At 46.1% G+C, this 20,060-nt stretch carries 23 protein-coding genes and 1 other annotated feature (1 of these 24 only partly in view); of the genes, 22 read left to right on the forward strand and 1 reads right to left on the reverse strand.

All coding sequences use genetic code 11. The annotated features are described in order from the left end of the window. Positions 1-139 (reverse strand) — a binding site (T-box leader) (it extends 92 nt beyond the left edge of the window). A 333-nt stretch (positions 140-472) separates the two neighbouring features. Genes ABXS70_RS07875 through ABXS70_RS07885 form a run of 3 tightly spaced genes read left to right on the forward strand, consistent with a single transcriptional unit; the run spans position 473 to position 2,330 of the window. After that, positions 473-1,066 (forward strand): type II CAAX endopeptidase family protein, encoded by a 594-nt coding sequence (locus ABXS70_RS07875; protein WP_342551731.1) that lies wholly within the window; start codon positions 473-475, stop codon positions 1,064-1,066. Further along, positions 1,063-1,515 (forward strand): hypothetical protein, encoded by a 453-nt coding sequence (locus tag ABXS70_RS07880; protein ID WP_342551730.1) that lies wholly within the window; start codon positions 1,063-1,065, stop codon positions 1,513-1,515. The genes ABXS70_RS07875 and ABXS70_RS07880 overlap by 4 nt, the downstream gene beginning before the upstream one ends. Positions 1,516-1,532: 17 nt before the next feature. Beyond that, positions 1,533-2,330 (forward strand): metallophosphoesterase, encoded by a 798-nt coding sequence (locus ABXS70_RS07885; protein WP_342551729.1) that lies wholly within the window; start codon positions 1,533-1,535, stop codon positions 2,328-2,330. Between the two features lie 59 nt (positions 2,331-2,389). Here the strand turns inward: ABXS70_RS07885 and ABXS70_RS07890 are convergent, their stop codons facing one another. Beyond that, positions 2,390-3,307 carry a polysaccharide deacetylase family protein gene (locus tag ABXS70_RS07890; RefSeq protein WP_342551728.1) on the reverse strand — a complete coding sequence of 306 codons (918 nt, stop codon included), beginning with the start codon at positions 3,305-3,307 and terminating at the stop codon, positions 2,390-2,392. A gap of 94 nt (positions 3,308-3,401) precedes the next feature. On the opposite strand from ABXS70_RS07890, the gene ABXS70_RS07895 reads away from it, so the two are divergent. The 19 genes from ABXS70_RS07895 (at position 3,402) to ABXS70_RS07985 (ending at position 19,988) form a co-directional block, all read left to right on the forward strand. Continuing rightward, positions 3,402-3,752, forward strand: a complete 351-nt coding sequence (locus ABXS70_RS07895) for a hypothetical protein (protein WP_342551727.1) — start codon at positions 3,402-3,404, stop codon at positions 3,750-3,752. Between the two features lie 187 nt (positions 3,753-3,939). Beyond that, a complete protein-coding gene (locus ABXS70_RS07900; protein ID WP_342551726.1) occupies positions 3,940-4,554 on the forward strand; it encodes a genetic competence negative regulator in 615 nt (204 codons plus the stop codon). A gap of 43 nt (positions 4,555-4,597) precedes the next feature. Continuing rightward, complete coding sequence (gene prsW / locus ABXS70_RS07905; RefSeq protein ID WP_342551725.1) at positions 4,598-5,296, forward strand: glutamic-type intramembrane protease PrsW; 699 nt, start codon at positions 4,598-4,600, stop codon at positions 5,294-5,296. Positions 5,297-5,720: 424 nt separating this feature from the next. After that, positions 5,721-7,067, forward strand: a complete 1,347-nt coding sequence (ypeB, locus tag ABXS70_RS07910) for a germination protein YpeB (protein ID WP_366295144.1) — start codon at positions 5,721-5,723, stop codon at positions 7,065-7,067. A 148-nt stretch (positions 7,068-7,215) separates the two neighbouring features. Then, positions 7,216-7,869: a flagellar brake domain-containing protein gene (locus tag ABXS70_RS07915; RefSeq protein ID WP_342551723.1), complete on the forward strand. Its 654-nt coding sequence runs from the start codon at positions 7,216-7,218 to the stop codon at positions 7,867-7,869. 65 nt (positions 7,870-7,934) lie between these two features. Continuing rightward, positions 7,935-8,159: a hypothetical protein gene (locus tag ABXS70_RS07920; protein ID WP_342551722.1), complete on the forward strand. Its 225-nt coding sequence runs from the start codon at positions 7,935-7,937 to the stop codon at positions 8,157-8,159. A 104-nt stretch (positions 8,160-8,263) separates the two neighbouring features. After that, positions 8,264-8,968 carry a (d)CMP kinase gene (gene cmk / locus ABXS70_RS07925; protein ID WP_342551721.1) on the forward strand — a complete coding sequence of 235 codons (705 nt, stop codon included), beginning with the start codon at positions 8,264-8,266 and terminating at the stop codon, positions 8,966-8,968. Then, on the forward strand, positions 8,965-9,552 hold the full coding sequence (locus ABXS70_RS07930; RefSeq protein WP_342551720.1) for a lysophospholipid acyltransferase family protein: 588 nt from the start codon (positions 8,965-8,967) through the stop codon (positions 9,550-9,552). Before cmk ends, ABXS70_RS07930 begins: the two co-directional genes overlap by 4 nt. Before the next feature lie 135 nt (positions 9,553-9,687). Continuing rightward, the gene (gene rpsA, locus ABXS70_RS07935; protein WP_342551719.1) at positions 9,688-10,902 is read left to right on the forward strand and encodes a 30S ribosomal protein S1; all 1,215 of its coding nucleotides are present in this window, start codon (positions 9,688-9,690) and stop codon (positions 10,900-10,902) included. 184 nt (positions 10,903-11,086) lie between these two features. Continuing rightward, complete coding sequence (gene der, locus ABXS70_RS07940) at positions 11,087-12,409, forward strand: ribosome biogenesis GTPase Der (protein ID WP_342551718.1); 1,323 nt, start codon at positions 11,087-11,089, stop codon at positions 12,407-12,409. Positions 12,410-12,420: 11 nt separating this feature from the next. Beyond that, complete coding sequence (gene plsY, locus ABXS70_RS07945; protein WP_366295151.1) at positions 12,421-13,044, forward strand: glycerol-3-phosphate 1-O-acyltransferase PlsY; 624 nt, start codon at positions 12,421-12,423, stop codon at positions 13,042-13,044. Further along, complete coding sequence (locus ABXS70_RS07950) at positions 13,037-14,077, forward strand: NAD(P)H-dependent glycerol-3-phosphate dehydrogenase (RefSeq protein WP_342551716.1); 1,041 nt, start codon at positions 13,037-13,039, stop codon at positions 14,075-14,077. The genes plsY and ABXS70_RS07950 overlap by 8 nt, the downstream gene beginning before the upstream one ends. Before the next feature lie 103 nt (positions 14,078-14,180). Continuing rightward, positions 14,181-14,456, forward strand: a complete 276-nt coding sequence (locus ABXS70_RS07955) for a stage VI sporulation protein F (protein ID WP_342551715.1) — start codon at positions 14,181-14,183, stop codon at positions 14,454-14,456. 174 nt (positions 14,457-14,630) lie between these two features. Then, positions 14,631-14,810: a DUF2768 family protein gene (locus ABXS70_RS07960; RefSeq protein WP_184187216.1), complete on the forward strand. Its 180-nt coding sequence runs from the start codon at positions 14,631-14,633 to the stop codon at positions 14,808-14,810. Positions 14,811-15,068: 258 nt separating this feature from the next. After that, positions 15,069-15,530 (forward strand): hypothetical protein, encoded by a 462-nt coding sequence (locus ABXS70_RS07965; RefSeq protein ID WP_366295154.1) that lies wholly within the window; start codon positions 15,069-15,071, stop codon positions 15,528-15,530. Beyond that, on the forward strand, positions 15,530-15,886 hold the full coding sequence (locus ABXS70_RS07970) for a 2Fe-2S iron-sulfur cluster-binding protein (protein WP_342556379.1): 357 nt from the start codon (positions 15,530-15,532) through the stop codon (positions 15,884-15,886). Before ABXS70_RS07965 ends, ABXS70_RS07970 begins: the two co-directional genes overlap by 1 nt. 58 nt (positions 15,887-15,944) lie before the next feature. After that, positions 15,945-16,751 (forward strand): hypothetical protein, encoded by an 807-nt coding sequence (locus ABXS70_RS07975; protein ID WP_342551713.1) that lies wholly within the window; start codon positions 15,945-15,947, stop codon positions 16,749-16,751. 441 nt (positions 16,752-17,192) lie between these two features. Then, positions 17,193-18,671 carry a stage IV sporulation protein A gene (gene spoIVA, locus ABXS70_RS07980; protein ID WP_342551712.1) on the forward strand — a complete coding sequence of 493 codons (1,479 nt, stop codon included), beginning with the start codon at positions 17,193-17,195 and terminating at the stop codon, positions 18,669-18,671. Positions 18,672-18,890: 219 nt separating this feature from the next. Continuing rightward, a complete protein-coding gene (locus ABXS70_RS07985) occupies positions 18,891-19,988 on the forward strand; it encodes a sugar ABC transporter substrate-binding protein (protein WP_366295159.1) in 1,098 nt (365 codons plus the stop codon). The last annotated feature ends 72 nt before the right edge of the window (positions 19,989-20,060 follow it).

Genomic DNA, 20,060 nt, shown 5'->3' on the forward strand with positions numbered 1-20,060 from the left:
GGTCTAAACCGATTGCACCTACTCCTATTTCAATGCAATAACTCAGGAGCGCTCAAGATCATCTGCCTGCCGCCGATTCCCACCATCCATCGGCTCTCTGAAAGACTAAGCAACGTCTTTTCTCCATCATCGTGTTTAACGGGACTAATTTTTTCATAATGTATCATGGCTTACATGAGCATGTCAATAGGCTAAGATGTTTTAATTCTGTTCGCGGCAGACTGTGTTTTTCGCGCCTCTTAGAAGTCCGTTTTACCTCCACAACAAATTTTAAACCCGACAAAAACATCAGAAACGTGTTGTTTCGCGAGATGAATTTCACCGCATTAATGAAGTAACGTTTTTGGGTAATGATCCGGGACTTCGGACAGGTCTTGAACCGAATTGGTTTTTTGGCTATGATTTAGTATACTATCGGATTAGTCTATGTATGGATAACGATATCAAATAACTCAAGGGACAGACGCATGCAATGAAAAACAAGAAGTTTCCGAAATTTAAAATTAGGAAGGCCGAACCACAGCAGTTAACCGAGCGCCTGCTGCTGATTAATCTTTATTTCACTCAGGGGCTGACTTTAATTATCGGGGTCATATGGATTCTGCTGCAAAAAAGAAATTTATTTGAGGTTCTGGCTTGGCCTGAGCATCTTCAATTTTTATGGTGGGGTCTTGGTCTTGCTGGTATTATGCTTGTCATGGATTTGGTACTGTCCTATGTTATACCTCAAGAGAGCATGGATGACGGCGGGATTAATGAGCTGCTGTTTCAAGGACGTCCAATCTGGCATATTGTATGTATAGCGGCCATCGTGGCTGTATGCGAGGAATTGTTGTTCCGAGGTGCGATCCAACATGCCATTGGTCCATACTGGACAAGTATTTTATTTGCAGTTATACACATTCGTTATCTTCGCCACTGGATTCCAACAGGGTGGGTGTTTCTATCGAGTTACGGGCTTGGCTGGATTTATATACAGTCTGGCACGTTATGGGCACCAATTCTATGTCATTTTGTTATTGATTTGGTATCCGGTTTGGCGATACGTTTTCGGAGGGGATCATGAATCAGCCGCTAAGTAGAATGAAAACATATGGCAGTCAACGTCAGCGTCACTCGGATAAAAAAGAGAAAACTGAGCGCCGCACAACTTCTCAGACCACACTCGTGGCTGAAACGGCGGCTGCTGTCGAGACCGGTGGAGTGCCAACAATTACTTCGATCACGTTACCGCGGTCTCAGCGTCAATCCTATGCATCAGCTCTGGAAAGTCCCGTTTTACCGCAGCGAGCACCAAGCCGTTCCAAAAAAACGGGAAATCAGCAGGGAGAGACGATTTCAGAGGCACGTACATTGCCAACTCGTACCGAGCTGCATCCCTCGAGACGTTTGAGATTAAGCAAAAGGTTCGTTAACTCACTTATATTTATTTTTATTATGTTGACCGTTGGTCTAGTGTGGTGGGGCATTAAAGGTGCACCCCCACTAAATACCTTCCTCCCATTACCGTGGTAATGGTGGTCGTTGCAGCAGTGGTTTTGTCAGCTGCAGCTGTGCTTCTGTTAGTGCATATGTGGCTTGAGGCTCGATCACATGTACTGAGAGTAGATGAAGTAGAACTAACGCATCTTCCGTCAGCATTCGATGGAGCCGTCATTTTGTATTTGTCCGATACACATAAACGCTTGCTGAAAACAAAAGATATAGAAGAGTTAAAGGGTAGGGTTGATTGGGTACTAATCGGGGGAGATATGGCCGAAGAGGGAATTTCCTGGTCCATTGTCAGACAAAATATGAAGATTTTATCGAGTCTGGCCCCGGCCTATGCAGTCTATGGCAATCACGACAAAAAGGCGGCTGCAGCTCAATTGTCCAAGCTTCTGAATGACGCGAGTGTGCAGTTGTTACAAGACAAGGCCGTTTATTTACAAAAAGGGACACAGCACATCCGGTTAATTGGATTGGACTATCGCTCCAAAAAGGGAAAAATGCTCCTTCAAAAGACGGAAGGTGATTCGACCATTCTTTTGGTTCACGATCCCCTGCAAGCGCTGCGGTTAGACCTTCATGCGGACTTGATATTAAGCGGTCATACACATGGAGGGCAAATCGTTTTGCCATGGCTCGGACCGATATTCCTGAGCAGGGCTTATCGAGCTGTACCGAGCGGGTGGTTTTCGTTGAAACGAAGCAAAGATGATTCTCAGGGCGGGAAACTGCTTGTGAGCAGAGGGTTTGGCACGAATCACCTCCCCCTCAGGTTAAATTGTCCCGCTGAGATTCATCTCATAACATTACGTGTACCTGCTGCGAGCAGCCCGGATCAGTAGTTTCGGGCTTTTTGCTGTCCGTTGTATTCTTCCAGCGGGAGCACTGCTGCTGCCGTTGTTTATCGGGTCTGATGCTCGATTGCACGCGGATCAACAAACGAATATCCTTTCTGTTCAAGCTGAGTTAACAACTCATCAAGACCTTCAACCGTCCATGGCAATTCATGCATTAAAATATTACTTCCGGGGTGAAGCTGATCCAGGACGTTCTGAATAACTTTATCAGGCTTGTTTTTGGTGCTCTTATCCCAGTCAAGTGATCCGTTAGACCACGTCATATATAACATGCCTTGCTGCTGGACTGCACCTTTGAGAGCATCATTACCAGAGCCAAATGGGGGCCTGAAAAACTGAGGCTGCTCACCAATGATATCTTTCACAAGCTGCTGAACGTCAGTGACCTGTTTAATCGCCTCAGCTTGCGGCATCTTTTTCAAATCCTCGTGATCCCAGGCGTGGTTACCGATAATCTGTCCACGTTCATGAATGAGCTGCAGCAGTTCAGGTTGATGCTTGACGCGGTATCCGTTAACAAAAAAAATAGCTTTGGCATCATGTTTATCCAGTGTATCGATAAGTGAAGTAATCATTTTTTCTTCTTTTGGTCCATCGTCAAATGTTAATAATACAACTTTGGCGGAACTGGATTCATTATTGGGTTTAATAACATAATTCGAATTCATATGATACGTTTTATCTACGACTTCTTCCCTTGTAGTTTCATGTCCAGAGGTTGCGGAAGCCTTAGTTTCTTCTGTTTCGTTAAGGGTTTCATCTAAAGAATCATCTGCTGTATCTGTCGTGACATCTTTGGACTCAGCGGCTTTGCCTGAGGTTATTTTGTTTGTTTCATCCTTGCTGGCTGCAGTCGTTTTTTCTGAGGTTTGCTCCGCATCGGATACAGACTGGTTTTGATCACCGCAGGCAGTAAGCAGCATGCTCGCGATCAGAATCATGGAGACGACATTTCTTAACATTTCTTCAACTCACTTTCCTGTATTTATTCGGAATGAGATCGACTTCTGCAGCAAACACTACTCTTGAATTCAACACTTAAAGGAGGTTGGTGTAATGAAGGCGTCATCCTTTTTCTGGGGTATTGTTGTTGGTGCAGCCGCCAGTTCTTGGTTAGCTAAAGGCAGGCTTCCTATGATGTCATCAAGTTCATCACGAAACGTCGTCAACCAGGCCAAGCACAAAATGATGGAGATGACTTTCCCGGGCATGGATGGTTTCAGCAGTAAACCGGACCAACATGGGGAAACGCACAAAGCTGCAGCGAAAATTAGCAGACCAGTCACACCAAAAGAAAAAGAAGAAAACATGAACATGCTGAAAGACTTTATTCGTACCAACCCGGATGTTAAACATGAGGTGGAGCAGATTTTAAGTCAGACAAATACAACTGTACCGGGTTTATAACCCTCAGCATCCATTAAGAATCATCCACAGTCTTGATTTGATGTGGATTGATTCTTTTTTTGTTGATTTTACTTCGTGCATTTACAGGTATAAAATGATAACATAACTACATAGATTTATTTTCAGCACATATTGTTTTGTGCTTCATAATCTGTTATAAGACTTGCTTATAAAGGGGAGATCCTGTATGAAAATAGAACGACTAAGTCACGATAAGATACGGATTTTCCTGACCTTTGACGATCTGAGCGAGCGCGGAATACAAAAAGAAGATATGTGGCAGGAACTACCGAAGGTACATGAACTGTTCACTGAAATGATGGACCAGGCTTACTCTGAACTTGGTTTTGATGCTACAGGTCCGCTGGCTGTTGAAGTATTCGCACTTCCCGCTCAAGGGATGGTTGTCATTGTTACTCGTGGAAAATATGATCCGCAACAATATGGTTCAGGTCATGAAGATGATCTTCCTGAAGAGGTATACGAAATGGAAGTTACATTGGAGCAAAGTGATTCCATCGTATACGCTTTTAAGGATTTTGAAGTGCTGATTGAAGCTGCCCATATGTTACATCAACACGTTACGGATGCGGGCAAACTGTATTCTTATAAAAATAAATGGTTCTTGCATTTTGAACCGGATGATGTGGACACGACCAAACACGCTGCCCTGATCGCTTTGCTGGCTGAGTTTGGAGAAGGTTCCTCTGTTACTCCGGCTGTTATGGAAGAGTACGGCAAGTTGGTTATTCCTGAACAAGCGATTGAGGTCATCTGCACCCACTTCAAACGTCAGGATTAAAATCCGGTTCTAAACGCGTCAATAGTCAGAGGAGGGAATTTCGGTGCTATTGTTTTCGCTTCTAGCTGCAGCAGTTGCTCCGGGTCTCGCCTTGTTAACATACTTTTATCTGAAAGACCGGTATGATTATGAGCCGCTTCACATGATTCTGAGAGTGTTTGTGATGGGTATTTTAATCGTTCTGCCCGTCATGATTATTCAGCGAGGTATGATGATGTGGCTTGGTGATAACCCCCTGATCGAATCCATCCTGATCTCGGGCGGGGTTGAGGAGTTTGTCAAATTTTTTGTGATTTATCACATCATTTATAATCACACCGAATTTGACGAGCCTTATGACGGGATATTATATTCGGTTGCCGTTTCATTGGGTTTCGCTACTGTGGAGAATGTGCTGTATGCTTTCGCAGGCAATGCCTCGGTTTCAGGAATGTTCCTTCGGGCTCTTCTTCCCGTATCCGGACATGCGATGTTCGCGGTTATTATGGGATATTACATGGGTAAGGCTAAATTTATTGACGATACGAAGAAGAAACGATGGTATCTCTGCTTATCTCTAATGCTGCCATTTTTCTGGCATGCCTTATACGATGTCATTATGAATATGATGGTGAATCACTGGTTATGGTTCATTGCGCCTCTTATGGCGGGTCTGTGGTATGGAGCAATTGGCAAGATTACACGGGCTAATAACCGTTCTCCTTTTCGTTTTGTGAAACGTGAGGAAGAGATTAAATTATAAAAATACGGACACACTGGTGGACATAAAGCGTCTAAGAACGCATTGACCCGGTGTGTCTTTTTTATGTGTTTGATGCCCGGGAAACGACGAAATGAAACGGGGATAGAACATGACGAGAATTAAGATCAAAATTAGATGCAAACAGTGCGGTGAACGATTTACGTTAAGAGGCAGAAAAGAACGGGGGAGGATTGAAACGGGTTTTAAACAGTGTCTTTGCGATAACAAAGATCAATTTGATATTGAGGAAGATGGGATGGCCACGAGTTTTCAGCTGTATTAAACGAAAAACAGCATTACTGTCATATCGTGAAAAGACTTCTAAATTGAAGGCAAAAATCGTCCTGAATGGAAATCGCATGCATAAGAGGTCTTTCTTCGATCCACAATAAAGGCAGTGGTTTAGAAGAAAGGAGAATCTACCGTGTATAAACGATTAAGTTCAGTCATGTTTCCGATATTTGCAGTTCTCCTGATCGGTGCGCTTGTTTGGGGTTATCAGGAGAATCAGGAGAAAAATGCGATCCTGATCAAAGCAGAGAATCAATATCAGCGTGCTTTTCACGACCTCTCATTTCATATGGACAAATTGCATTCAGAGATAGGCAGCACACTCGCTGTCCATACAAGCTCACAAGGCATGCACCGCAAAGGGTTGATGAATGTGTGGAGGCTTACAAGCGAAGCGCAGAATGAAATCAATCAGCTTCCGCTCGGCATGCTTCCCTTCAATGAGACGGAGGAGTTCCTTTCACGCATTTCAAAATTTGCGTACCATGCTTCAATGCGTGACTTGACGAACGAACCGCTTAGTGAGAAAGAAATGGGCAACCTGAAAACACTGTATCAAAATTCTTCGGAAATTACGAAAAATCTGAAGGAAGTGCAGCAAAAAGTGCTGTCGGATCGTCTGCGCTGGATGGATGCTGAAACCGTCATGGCGACTCAGGATCAGACGAATGATAATTCCATTGTGGACGGCTTCCGTACAGTCAACAAAAAGGTGCAGGAGTACCCTGAACTTGATTGGGGTCCTTCAGTGTCTAACATGTTTGCCAAACGTTCCGTGAAAAAGCTCGGCGGACTACCTGTGTCCAAAGAGCAGATTCAGGAAAAGGCAGCTGAATTCTCAAATATGGAGAGCAGCAAGATTCAAGTTCAGGAGAATGGTAAAGGAACAGATTGGGAATCGTTCACAGCAACTGCTCACCATGCCAGAAACGGAAAACTGATGATGGATTTCACCCGCAACGGTGGAATGCTTATCTCTTACAGTGATACCCGGCCGGTAGGAGCTAAAAAGGTGTCCCGTCAAGAGGCGATGAACCAGGCAGATCATTTTCTTGAAAATAAGGGTTACAAGGATATGAAAGCCGTCAACTACGATGAATTTGGCAATCTGGCTAACCTTACGTATGTGCGTAAACAAGGGGATACATTAATATATCCCGAGAAAATGTCTGTGCGTGTTGGTTTGGATACAGGAGAAGTTATCGGTTTTCAGGCAAGTGACTTCGTCTATGAGCATAATGACAAACGTCAAATCCCGAAAGCTAAGCTTACAGCTGAGCAGGCGCGCAAAAGACTCAATTCCGACTTCAAAGAAAATTATGTGCGTAAATCGTTGATCGAGAACGAATACAGTAAAGAAGTGCTTTGTTACGAATTCGGGGGACGAATTAATGGTTCGCGTTACCGGATTTACATTAATGCCAATACTGGAACGGAAGAAGCTGTCGAAGAGATCAAACCTGTCAATGCTGCATCCTAGAAATAGGCAGCAGCGCGCGCATTTGCATAAGTCATCTTGTGAGAACAGACCATAGTCATGGTCTGTTTTTTCTTGTTCCAAGTGAGAAAGGTCATGGTATAATAGTCCTTGCAATACGAAGATAAATACATAAGTGGCGGTGAACCGATTGTTTCCTAAAGTAAATGAAGTATTATATATCCAGATCGCATCGGCTGACGAAAAAGAGGAACACAAAGAATACAAATCGCGTATCGCAGATACAGATGATAACAGTTTCCTGATTGAGGTTCCGATGCAGCAGGGAAACAGCCGCCTGAAAAGACTTTTTTTTGGCGAAGAACTGTCCATCTCCTATATAAACGAGAGTGGAGTCCGTCATTATTTTAACACCTATGTGACCGGTTTTGAGGAAGATGTCATTCGCCTGGTACGCATTCGAAAACCGCTTCCTGATGAGATTTCCAAAATTCAGCGCCGCAGTTTCCTTCGTGTTCATGCCAGCCTCGAACTGGCACTCCAGTGTGAAGATCTCACTCGTGCAGTGGTTCTGACTGAAGACATTGGTGGCGGTGGAATGTCCATTTACATTGAGCCCGAATTGAAAATTCAGGAAGGACAAAAGCTAAAATGCTGGCTGCTCGTCCCTTATCGCAATGGCGCAATCGATCATGTGCAATTTGAGGCCGAGGTGGTGCGCATCAAAAAGCTGGAATCAGGGCGTGAGCTGGGAATGCTGAAATTTTCGCAGATTACGGATTCAGAGCGCCAAAAAGTGATTAAATTCTGTTTTGAGCGGCAGCTGGATTACCGTATGAAGTAAAGAAATGAACTCGCATAAATTAATCCGGTGTTGGGCAACGTAAGGCAAAAACGGAGATCGCGGCCATGAGTAAACGTCTGAATTCACGCAGGTATGAACGTATTTATCATGTAGTCTCAAAACGAATAGAGCGGAGAGTAATGCTTATTATCGCAGTTCTCTTGATTCTTGTTATCCTCTGTCAGCTATTACTGCTTGTTCCTGATCTGAAGAAAATGATGACAACGATTGATCGGCTTGAAGGTACCCCGATTCGTATGCAGGGCACAAACAAAGACCCCACTGGCTGATTTGTCTGTTTTTGCATCCATGTGTAGAGTGTGGTATAATTTTCACGATGACAGGCAATGCCTGTTTTTTTATTGAGGTTTATCGTTTGAGGAGGAATGCCCCGTTGGCAAGCCAGAACACATCAGATAACGGGAAGATGAACGTTGCAATTGACGGACCTGCTGGTGCCGGAAAAAGCACGGTGGCCCGATTGGTTGCAGAGGAACTCGGATACATTTACGTTGATACCGGCGCAATGTACCGTGCAGTATCCTTACATATGATTCGGAAAGATATTTCTCCGGATGATATGAGTCAGGTACTTCTGGAAGCTCAGGATTTGGTTATTGATTTACAACCGGATCGGGGTGGACAGAAAGTGTTCTGTAATGGGGAGGATGTAACTTCTGAAATCCGCTCCCGTGAAGTGACGGGGATCGTGTCTCGATATGCGCAAATCGAGGGGCTGCGTACGCAATTAGTGGATATTCAGCGGCAAATGGCTTTGCGCAAGGGCGTCGTAATGGATGGGCGCGATATCGGAACAACAGTACTGCCCGATGCAGAAGTGAAAATTTTCATGACTGCCAGTGTACAGGAGCGTGCTCTTCGCCGCTTCAAAGAACTGGAACCATCCGAAGGTCTGACGTTGGAACAACTGGAGCGAGATATTGCCACCCGTGATAAACTGGATGAGAATCGGGAAGTTTCCCCGCTGCGCTGTGCAGAGGACGCGATCGTCCTGGATACAACAAAGATGAACATCCATGAAGTGGTTGACAAAATCGTATCTTATTGCACAATGGTCAGAGGAGAGAGCGGTCTATGATTTACACCTTTTGTAAGACAGTACTGCGGATCATGTATACCATTCTTTTTCGCCTGGAGGCAGTTGGACGGGAAAATATCCCGAAAGACGGCGGCGTACTTCTATGCTCCAATCATATCAGCAACTTTGATCCGCCAACCGTTGGCATTAAAATTCGCCGTCAAGTGAGATTTATGGCTAAAAGCGAATTGTTTAATGTTCCGGTATTAGGGCCAATCATCAAAGCAGTTGGTGCCTTCCCCGTGAAACGTGGAGGCGTCAGCAAAGAATCCATCAAAACCTCACTCAATATTTTGCGTGGTGGTGAAGTGCTTGGTATTTTCCCAACCGGAAGCCGTCACAATGATGGAGGAATTGGTAAAAAAGGAGCGGCAAGTTTTGCTCTCCGCAGCGGTGCCACTGTAATTCCTACTGCTATTATCGGCAACTACAAGTTGTTTCGTAAGATGAAAGTAGTATACGGCGCACCGGTCAATTTGGACGAGTTCAAGGATGACACCTCTGGAGATGCTCTGGAGAGAGCGACCGAGAAAATTATGTCCAAAATTAATGAAATGACGAAAACAGGCGTGCCCAGCAAATAAGGCAGTCTGCCAAGAGTGCATGTTTCCATATTTTTGAGGAAAGCTATATCAAGTGCATTCGCATGAAAGTGTTTTGAACTCTGCCAAGGCAGGTTTGAATATAATGGGGTTTTTGAATTGAGGAGGGTATTTGACATGTCGGAAGAAATGAAAAATCAAGAAGCAACCCAAGATGAGTTGGATCAATTCGTTTCCTTGAAAAAAGGAGATACTGTAAAAGGAACCATCGTCAAATTGGAAGATAACCAGGCTTATGTAAGCATTGGATATAAATATGACGGTGTTATTCCAATTCGTGAACTGTCTTCGCTCCACGTAGACAGCGCTTCTGATGCGGTAGAAGTAGGACAAGAAGTTGAAGCTAAAGTACTCAGCATCGATGACGAGAAAGAAAAACTCGTTCTGTCCAAACGTGCTATTGACAGCGAGAACGCTTGGGAGCAATTGCAAAAGCATTTTGAAGACCAAGACGTGTTCGAAGTTGTTGTAGGTGATGTTGTTAAAGGCGGTCTGGTAGCAGACGTGGGCGTGCGTGGATTTATCCCGGCTTCCATGGTTGAGCGCCATTTCGTTGAAGACTTCAGCGACTACAAAGGACGCACACTGCGTGTTAAAGTGAAAGAGATCGACCGTGAGAACAACAAAGTGATCCTTTCTCAAAAAGATGTACTGGAGCAGGAATTCGAAGCGAACAAAGCACAAGTTATGGCTGGTTTGCAAGAAGGTCAAGTCATCGAAGGTACAGTACAGCGTTTGACTCAATTTGGCGCGTTCGTTGATGTGGGCGGAGTTGACGGTTTGGTCCACGTATCCGAGCTGGCTTGGACGCACGTTGACAAACCATCCGATGTATTGTCCGAAGGCGACAAAGTCAATGTTAAAGTGCTGAAAGTTGATCCTGACAAAGGCAAAATCAGCCTGAGCATGAAAGCAGTTCAACCAGGCCCTTGGGAAACAGCTGGTGACAAATTCAACACTAGCGATATCGTAACAGGTGTTGTAAAACGTCTGGTTGATTTCGGTGCATTCGTTGAAATCGCTCCTGGTGTAGAGGGACTTGTGCACATCTCACAAATCTCCCACAAACACATCGGCACTCCTCATGAAGTGTTGAAAGAAGGACAAGAAGTTCAAGTTAAAATCTTGGACATGAACCCGTCTGAGCAGCGTGTAAGCTTGAGCATCAAAGAAACGGAAGAAGCTCCTGCTCAACCACAAAAATCAGAGCGTCCAGCAAGAAACAATGCTCCACGTGAAGAGATCAACAATCCTAACGTGTCCTTGAACAATCAAGGTATGAGCACTACGCTCGGCGAACTGTTTGGCGATAAACTCAGCAAATTCAAATAAGTTATACATGCATGGTTCTAGGTTATATACTGCATATTTTGCTGAACAATAAAAGCAAGATCGGCGAGCCCCCGCGGGTTCGCCGATTGTTGTTATTGCGAGAATTCCGTTATGAAACGTTAGCCAAGACATAGCTTTTTTGCTATGATGATTAACGTAAGTATGGACAGGAGGAGTGGAATGTATGGCAAGACCAGTTGTGGCAATTGTCGGCCGACCGAACGTGGGTAAATCCACCATTTTCAATCGGATTATTGGCGACAGACTGGCCATTGTGGAAGACAAACCGGGCATAACCCGCGACCGGATCTACGGAATCGGTGAATGGAACGGTAAAGCATTCAGTATTATTGATACAGGTGGTATCGAAATTGACGGCGAGGACGTCATTATGAAATCCATCCGCATGCAGGCAGAACTTGCGATTGAAGAGGCAGATGTTATTGTATTTATGTGTGACGCCAAAGCAGGTATTACACAGTCTGACGAAGAAGTCGCAGAGATGCTGTACCGCTCAGGCAAACCAATCGTTGTGGCTGTCAATAAAGTGGATAACATTGGACGCAGTGAGCTGATTTATGAGTTTTACGGCTTCGGTTTTGGTGATCCAATCGGGGTATCTGGCAGTCATGGTACAGGGATTGGCGATCTGCTCGATGCCATTGTGGAGAAATTACCTGAACTTGAGGAAGAGACATACGATGAAGATGTGATTCGTGTAGCTCTGATCGGACGCCCTAATGTAGGTAAATCTTCACTTGTAAACGCAATTCTGGGCGAGGAACGTGTTATTGTCAGTGACGTAGCTGGAACAACCCGTGATGCAATTGACACTCCTTTCGAAAAAGACGGGCAGCGCTATGTGCTGATTGACACAGCCGGTATGCGAAAGCGCGGTAAAGTATATGAAACAACAGAAAAATACAGCGTGATGCGTGCAATGCGTGCAATTGAGCGTGCCGATGTAGTCCTGATTGTCATTAACGGCGAAGAAGGCATCATTGAGCAGGACAAGCACATTGCAGGTTATGCGTTTGAAGCAGGTAAAGCTTCATTGTTTGTAGTGAATAAATGGGATATCGTGGATAAAACGGATAAAACAATGAAGGAATTTGAGACGAAAATTCGAGACCACTTCCTCTTCATGACGTATGCTCCGGTTGTATTCTTGTCCGCGCTCACAAAACAACGCTTACAAAAATTGCTGCCTGTGGTACAGCGCGTAGCAGAACAGCACTCGCTGCGGGTGCAGACACATCTGCTTAACGATGTAGTATCCGATGCGGTAGCCATTAATCCGCCGCCAACCGATAAAGGGCGGAGAATGAGAATTAACTATGTGACTCAGGTAGCGGTCAAACCGCCAACCATGGTCATTTTTGTAAACGACCCTGAATTGATGCACTTCTCGTATGAGCGCTACCTGGAGAATAAAATCCGTGCGGCGTTTGATTTTGAAGGCACACCAATTCGCATATTTACTCGGAGGAAGTCCGACGAAGGTTAGGGGAGAAGTTTGTGATTTTATCAATCGCAGCGATCGTACTGAGCTATCTGCTTGGTTCGATCAGCTTTAGTGTTCTTCTTGCAAAAGCAATACGGGGGATTGATATACGTCAGCATGGGAGCGGAAATGCAGGAGCAACGAATACCCTGCGTATACTGGGTAAAGGGCCGGCTGCTGCCGTTCTGCTGCTTGATGTAATCAAAGGTGTTGCTGCAGTATGGATTGGCATATGGTTAAGTGACGGGTCTCCGTGGATTGCTGCATTCAGTGGTATCGCTGCCATAGCAGGTCATAACTGGCCGCTCTATTTCCATTTCCGGGGAGGAAAAGGTATTGCGACCGCGATTGGTGTAATGGCAAGCCTGGCTTTCCTACCTGCGCTGTGTGCCGGAGTTTTGGCGATACTGTCCATCGTTCTGACACGTTATGTTTCGCTTGGTTCTTTAATTTTTGTCGCTTTGACTCCTGTTTTCATTCTGATCCTGCCTGGATATTCGATGAGTATTTTCTGGGGCAGTCTGATTATTTGTCTGTTTGCATTCTGGAGACATCGCACGAACATTGTGAAGCTCGCCAAAGGACAGGAAAATAAATTGGGATCGAAGAACCCTGGAGGGGGGAAACGCGTTGTCTAAAAAAGTTGCTGTACTGGTTGCAGGCAGCTGGGGAACAGCACTCGCCAGTGTACTCGCCGCAAACGAACTGGATGTAGTAATGTGGACACGTAGTGAAGAACAGGCCGCTGAGATTAATACACAGCATACCAATGCACGTTACCTTCCTGGTGCAGAGCTGTCTTCCCGTATTCGGGCAACGAGTGATATGGAAGCGGCAGTTGCAGGTGCAGCCGCTGTTTTAATTGTCGCGCCTTCGTCTGCGATGCGTGCGGTCACGCACCAGTTCAAACCTTTTTATACACCCGATATGCTGATTATTCATGCTACCAAAGGTTTCGAGACGGAAAGTCTGAAACGGATGTCTACGGTGATCGCTGAAGAGCTTGAATGCGAAGAAGGACGGATCGTGGTGCTGTCGGGTCCAAGTCATGCCGAAGAAGTAGTGAAGCGCTGTCCAACAACTGTAGTTGTGGCCTCACTGGATAAATCTACCGCCGAGGCCGTTCAGGGATTGTTTATGAATGCCTATTTTCGTGTGTATACCAATCGGGATATGCTTGGAGTTGAGTTGGCCGGAGCTTTCAAAAATATCATTGCGCTAGGGGCGGGGATGTCAGATGGTCTTCAATTTGGAGACAACGCCAAAGCAGCTCTGTTAACTCGTGGACTTGCCGAGATTACACGTATCGGTGTAGAAATGGGGGCCAATCCGTTAACATTTTCCGGACTGGCGGGGATCGGTGATCTGGTTGTAACAGCGACAAGTCAGCACAGCCGGAACTGGAGAGCAGGTTCCATGCTGGGACAGGGACAGAAGCTGGACGATGTGCTTCAATCCATGGGCATGGTTGTTGAAGGGATTCGCACCACACAGGCTGCCTATTTTATTTCTCAGAAAACCGGTGTTCAAATGCCGATCGCAGATCAACTGTATCATGTATTATTCCTGAACAGAGAGCCGCGAGCCGCGGTTGAAGCTTTAATGGGGCGCGACCCCAAAACCGAGATGGAAGTGATGAAGCTCGAAACATGGGAGCAGTGGCACTCCTGAACGGATTGTTCCGATGGCCTGTCTTAAAATGATGAAGCTTATTCACCTTTTCCGCAGCAGACTCATATGATACACATGAGCATTGCCGGAGGAGGGGAGACGAATGGGCAGCAACATTTCGAAAGATGCGCTGAAAGCAATTAACAAAAAAACGGGCAAAACGATCACTGAAGGTGCAGTCAAGAAACTGGCCAGCACCGTGAAACCAACAACGATGCAGAATGAGGCTCAGCTTCGCCAGTTGATCAAACAAGTATCCGCTATGGCAAAAATACCGGTATCTGAGGATACGGTTCAGGATATTGTGAGTGCAGTCAAGAAAAGCGGACTGAATCCAAGCAATATGGAGTCGTTAATGAAGATGATGATGAAAAAATAATAGAGATCCCACCTGTTTACACGAGGATCGAGCTTAAACAAAGAGCAAGCCAGCAGATGCTGGCTTGCTTTTTTGTCGTTTTACTGGAAAAATGCGCCCGATTTCATGTTATAATGATTGCAATTGTCACAAAGTCAGTGATGAATATCGGACCGAAAGGGAGACTGTTGGTTTATGAGCGCGATGGACAAGATGTGGCTGTCATTGGTGGCCATCCTCATTATGGGATTATCTGTATTTTTAATTACATTTGCCCGTGCCAAGACAAAGGGGTTGGTACGGGGCATTCTTTCCATTATTGCATTTTTAATTATGCTCATCGGCTTTTTCGGTGGAATTGCTTCTCTGACTTAGATTTCCAACCGAGAGAGAACATCCGCATAAGCGCATCATAAGAACGGACACAATGAAAAGACGGATGGGAGGAGTGTATGCCTATGGGATCGCATGAGACGGAGGGCTGGACGGCGCGTTATCCTGAATTAGAAGCGGCACTGCTGGAAACGGCCAGAGCGTGGAGCAATCAACCGTACACCTGGCTGTTGGGAGGAAGCTGCGGCCTTCTGCTTCAAGGTGTGGAATTGCAGCAAGCGCCGCGGGATATCGATGTGTATGCAGATATTGCAGCAGCCGAAAGCGCTGCATCGCTGTGCTCCCGGAAGGAAGCTGGACGAGCCTGCGGTAGACAAAACAGGACCTTATGCTTCTCTGCTCAGTCATTACCAGGTAGGTGAATGTTCACTGGAACTGGTTGGCGGTTTTGAAGTATGGGCGCGGCAAAGCTGGTATCGTACACAGATTGAACAGGTGCTTGCTCCCTATGCATATGAAGCTCAAGTGGATTCATATCGACTGCGGTTGATGCCGCTTGGGCATGAATTGTTATTTAACCTACTGCGTGGACGCGAAGATCGATATGTACCCATATCGCTTCGAATACGTCAAGAGCCGGAACTTCACCAGCCTGTAATGGCTGCAATGAGCCAGCATAACATATGGACTTCCCGCTTCAGATCAGAAGTTGAAGAGCTGGTGGGTTTTACGTGGTCTGAGGAAATCAGGGAGGATCGATGATGCAGGAAGTAGTTACATTTTTACCCATGAACAAATCTGTCAAAGTGCAGTCAGGAACGACCATTCTGCAAGCTGCACGGCGGGCCGGGATTCGAATACCTACCCGATGTGATGGTAAGGCAGCATGTCTGATGTGCAAAGTGAACGTGGGGCAGGACGAGATGCATGCACTGCTCCCTCCTTCAGAACCTGAAAAGAGAAAGCTGGGACATCTGATTGAAGCGGGAACAAGACTATCGTGTCAGGCTAAAGTGCGTGGAGAGTTAAAGGTACATATTCCGGAAGATCCGCTTAAAGCGGCCATTCGGAAACAGCTTGAGCGTCAGCAGCAGGATGAAGACGACTGGTTTTCATAATGTCCGGGAGCTGACCGGGGCCTCTAATTCATGTTTGTTCATTTCAAGGAGGACGCGAATGATTAACAAGATTAGAAAAAAGGTTGAATTAAAACTCCGAACACGTTTGATGCACCGGGTGCAGTGCGTGATTATAATGCTGCTGTTGAGCATTACAACAAGCGGCTGTCTGTACCCCGATCAGGGCGGTACCAATCCCAAAACGGCCTATCGCGAAAGTGTGAACCGAATACAGAGTGCGATGGAAGCATTCCAAAAGGATGAAGGTATTCTGCCTATTCTGAATGCAGACGCAGATACGCCGAAGTATGAAAAGTTCAGAATTGATCTTCCTAAATTGAAGCAGCGGGGGTATCTCGATGAAATACCGGGAACCGCTTTTGAAAGTGGTGGGAGCGCTTACTTCCTCGTGCAAAATGAAGAAATTAAGCCAACCGTGAAAGTAATGGATCTCCCGACTGTACAGAAGGTAAATGACGTGCAACGCATGGTTAATCAATACAAGTCCGCACATAATCAGAAGCTTCCTGCAGGCGAAGAGCTGTACCCTGGACTATATGCAGTGGATATGAATTTGGCTGCGCAGGCCGGTTCTCCACCGATTACCCTGAACAGTGTCTATTCAGGCCAGGAGCTGCCTTTTATGATGGATGCACAGGGAACCGTTTATGTAGATTATGCTTTTGATATTATGCAGGCACTGGAAAAAACCGATGGCTCATCGGATGCACAGACTGTACAAGATGAACAAGATCGCGGAGATTTACGCAGCCATTTGGCTGCACAGTCGTATTTTGTGCCTGTCAAATCGGTGCCTTATAGGTTGGAGAATAATACACCCACTGCCCAAGCTGTTCAGAACTAAATTATGCAGATGAGACATTCCGTGATCCGCGGGATGTCCTTTTTATGTTGAAGAAGAAAAAGGAGTAAGAGAATGAAGAGGATAAGGAAAGTAGAGAGTGTGTGTCATAAACAGAGGATCGTGCACATAAAGTAGAATGAAATAAAGACGCGCAGTCCGGGATCGGGGGATGCACCTAATGTCACCATCATGAGATAAAAAAACAAAAAAACACGTCATATTGCCGCATACGGATACATAAGATGATACTAGTCCAATTGCATGTACGAGTTAACGCCGCTCTCGCCGGTTTCATCAGAATGCAACGTTCGGCGGCGGACGACTTCCGGGCACTCACAAAGGCGGCTCTACCGTTGCAGGGATTTCAGTCTTCTGATTGAAAAAACGAAGCGGATGCTCTTTAGCATTTTTCCTTCGGAGTAATTTAAGGAGGGGATTTCATTGGAGAAAGTGGACATTTTTAAGGACATAGCTGAGCGGACCGGAGGGGATATCTATCTCGGGGTTGTCGGCGCAGTCCGGACGGGGAAATCAACATTTATTAAACGATTCATGGAAACGATCGTACTTCCGAACATCACCAGCGAAGCAGATCGTGCCCGTGCAGTGGATGAACTTCCACAGAGTGCAGCAGGTAAAACGATCATGACAACCGAGCCCAAATTCGTACCGAACAACGCAGTCCAGATCAAAGTGGCTGAAGGGCTGGATGTTAATGTTCGTTTGGTCGATTGTGTAGGTTACGCGGTGGAAGGTGCCAAGGGATACGAGGATGAAAATGGTCCGCGTATGATCTCCACACCTTGGTTCGAAGAGCCGATTCCTTTTCAGGAAGCGGCCGAGATTGGTACACGCAAAGTGATACAGGAGCATTCCACGCTTGGCGTTGTCGTTACAACAGACGGCACAATCGCCGAGATCGCCCGCAGTTCCTATGTAGAGTCCGAAGAGCGAGTAATTGCAGAGTTGAAAGAAGTGGGCAAACCGTTTGTCCTCGTAATCAACTCTACACGCCCTCGCAGTGAAGAAGCACTGCAGCTTCGGAGTGAACTCGCAGCCAAATACGACATCCCGGTAATGACTCTCAGTGCGGCCACGATGACCGAAGATGATGTCACAGGTGTACTTCGTGAGGTATTGTATGAGTTCCCTGTACATGAAGTGAATGTGAACCTGCCGAGCTGGGTTATGGTGCTGAATGATACGCACTGGCTTCGCAGCAACTATGAAAATTCGGTGCGGGACACGGTAAAAGATATTCGCAGACTGCGCGACGTGGATCGTGTCGTGTCACAATTCATGGAATATGAATTCATAGATCGCGCGGGTCTGAGCGGCATGAATATGGGCCAGGGTGTAGCGGAGATTGATCTCTATGCACCGGATGAGCTGTATGACCAGATTCTCGTGGAAGTTGTCGGCATCGAAATCAGGGGCAAGGATCATCTGCTGCAGCTTATGCAGGAGTTCTCACATGCGAAGAGAGAGTATGACCGCTTTGCCGAGGCGCTGGAGATGGTCAAAACGACGGGATACGGCATAGCTGCACCATCCCTTGCCGAGATGGCACTCGATGAACCGGAACTGATTCGTCAAGGCACGAAATTCGGTGTCCGCCTGAAAGCGACCGCACCGTCCATCCACATGATTCGTGTCGATGTGGAGTCGGAATTTGCGCCGATTATCGGTACGGAGAAGCAGAGCGAGGAACTGGTCAGATATCTGATGCAGGACTTCGAGAACGATCCAATCAAGGTATGGGATTCAGATATGTTTGGCCGCTCGTTACACTCCATTGTGCGTGAAGGTATTCAAGGTAAAATTGCCATGATGCCGGACAATGCCAGGTATAAACTGCAGGAGACGCTGGGACGAATTATCAACGAAGGATCAGGCGGTTTAATCGCCATCATACTTTAATCTTTCAAAAGACCGTGAGACATGATCTCATGGTCTTTTTCTTTGCCGTTATTGCTTGAATATGGATGAAATGGATGGAGAGATGAAATGTTTTTAAGAAATGTAGTGTGTTTCAGCTTTAAATCACTAAAACCTATTTACATACTTGGGATTAGCCGTTATATTAATATTCAACTATTGTGATTGAACTCACAGCGAGGGAAGCAGGGGGAGAATGAGATGAAGAAAACAAGTTCAAAATGGGTGTGGATGAGCGTATTACTGATACTTACACTGGCACTGTCAGCCTGCGGAATTAAAAAAGAACCCGCTCCATCAGCTGCTTCAGGATCTGTAGGTGAAACTCCGAAGACGGAGGCGGTCACAGGGCCTTTGAGTGGTAAACGGGTTGCACTGATTATGGAATTCAATACAGGAACCTTTTCCCAGCAGTATGTACAGGGGGTAAAAGAGGAGATTGCCAAATTCGGCGGTGAACTTACTACCTTTGTTGCGGATAATGATAAAGCGAAAATGGTCTCTCTGCTCGACAGTGCCATTAACCAGAAATTTGATGTGATTCTGACCGACCACGGTGACTCGCTTCTGGAGCCTGGAGTGAAAAAAGCGGTTGAGCAGAAGATTCCAGTGGTTGTATTTGATGCAGCCATCAGTGTGCCCGGAGCTACAGTGCTGTCGCAAGACGACCAGAAAATGGCCGAGCTGACGCTTGAACAAATGAAAAAAGATATTAATGGCAAAGGAAATATTGTGAAAGTGTGGGTCGCGGGATTTGCCCCGATGGAGCGTCGTCAGATTGCATATGGTGCATTCCTGAAAGCCAATCCGGATATTAAGGAAATTGCTTCATTCGGTTCTGCTCAGAATCCAGCGCTGGACACGCAGGCGAAAATGGAGGCGATTCTTAAACAATATCCGAAAGGTGAAATTACTGCGGTCTGGGCTGCATGGGACGAGTTTGCCAAAGGTGCAGCGCGTGCGATTCAGCAAGCCGGGCGTGATGAGATCAAGGTATATGGTATCGATATGAGTGACGAAGATCTGCAAATGATTCAGGACCCGAACAATCCTTGGACAGCTTCCGCGGCTGTTGATCCAACAGATATTGGTCGTGTTCAAGTACGATATGCATACCAGAAACTGAACGGAGATCAAACCGAAGACGCGGTTGTCCTTGAGCCTGTATATGTGCAGCGTGAGGCGCTGCCAGACAAACAAATCTCTACGTCAGAGCTGTCCGAGTATGTCCAGGGGTGGGGAGGCAGTACACAGGGGATTAAAGACTGGATGAGCGCATACGGAATTACGGCAAAGTAAGCAGCGCTGCAGGCACGCCGCAAGGCGTGCTTTTTTATAAGAAAGCAGGCAGTACAGCTGATTGGAGGCAAC

Origin of the sequence: Paenibacillus sp. AN1007 (assembly GCF_040702995.1) — a bacterium.
Taxonomy (GTDB): Bacteria; Bacillota; Bacilli; order Paenibacillales; family Paenibacillaceae; genus Paenibacillus.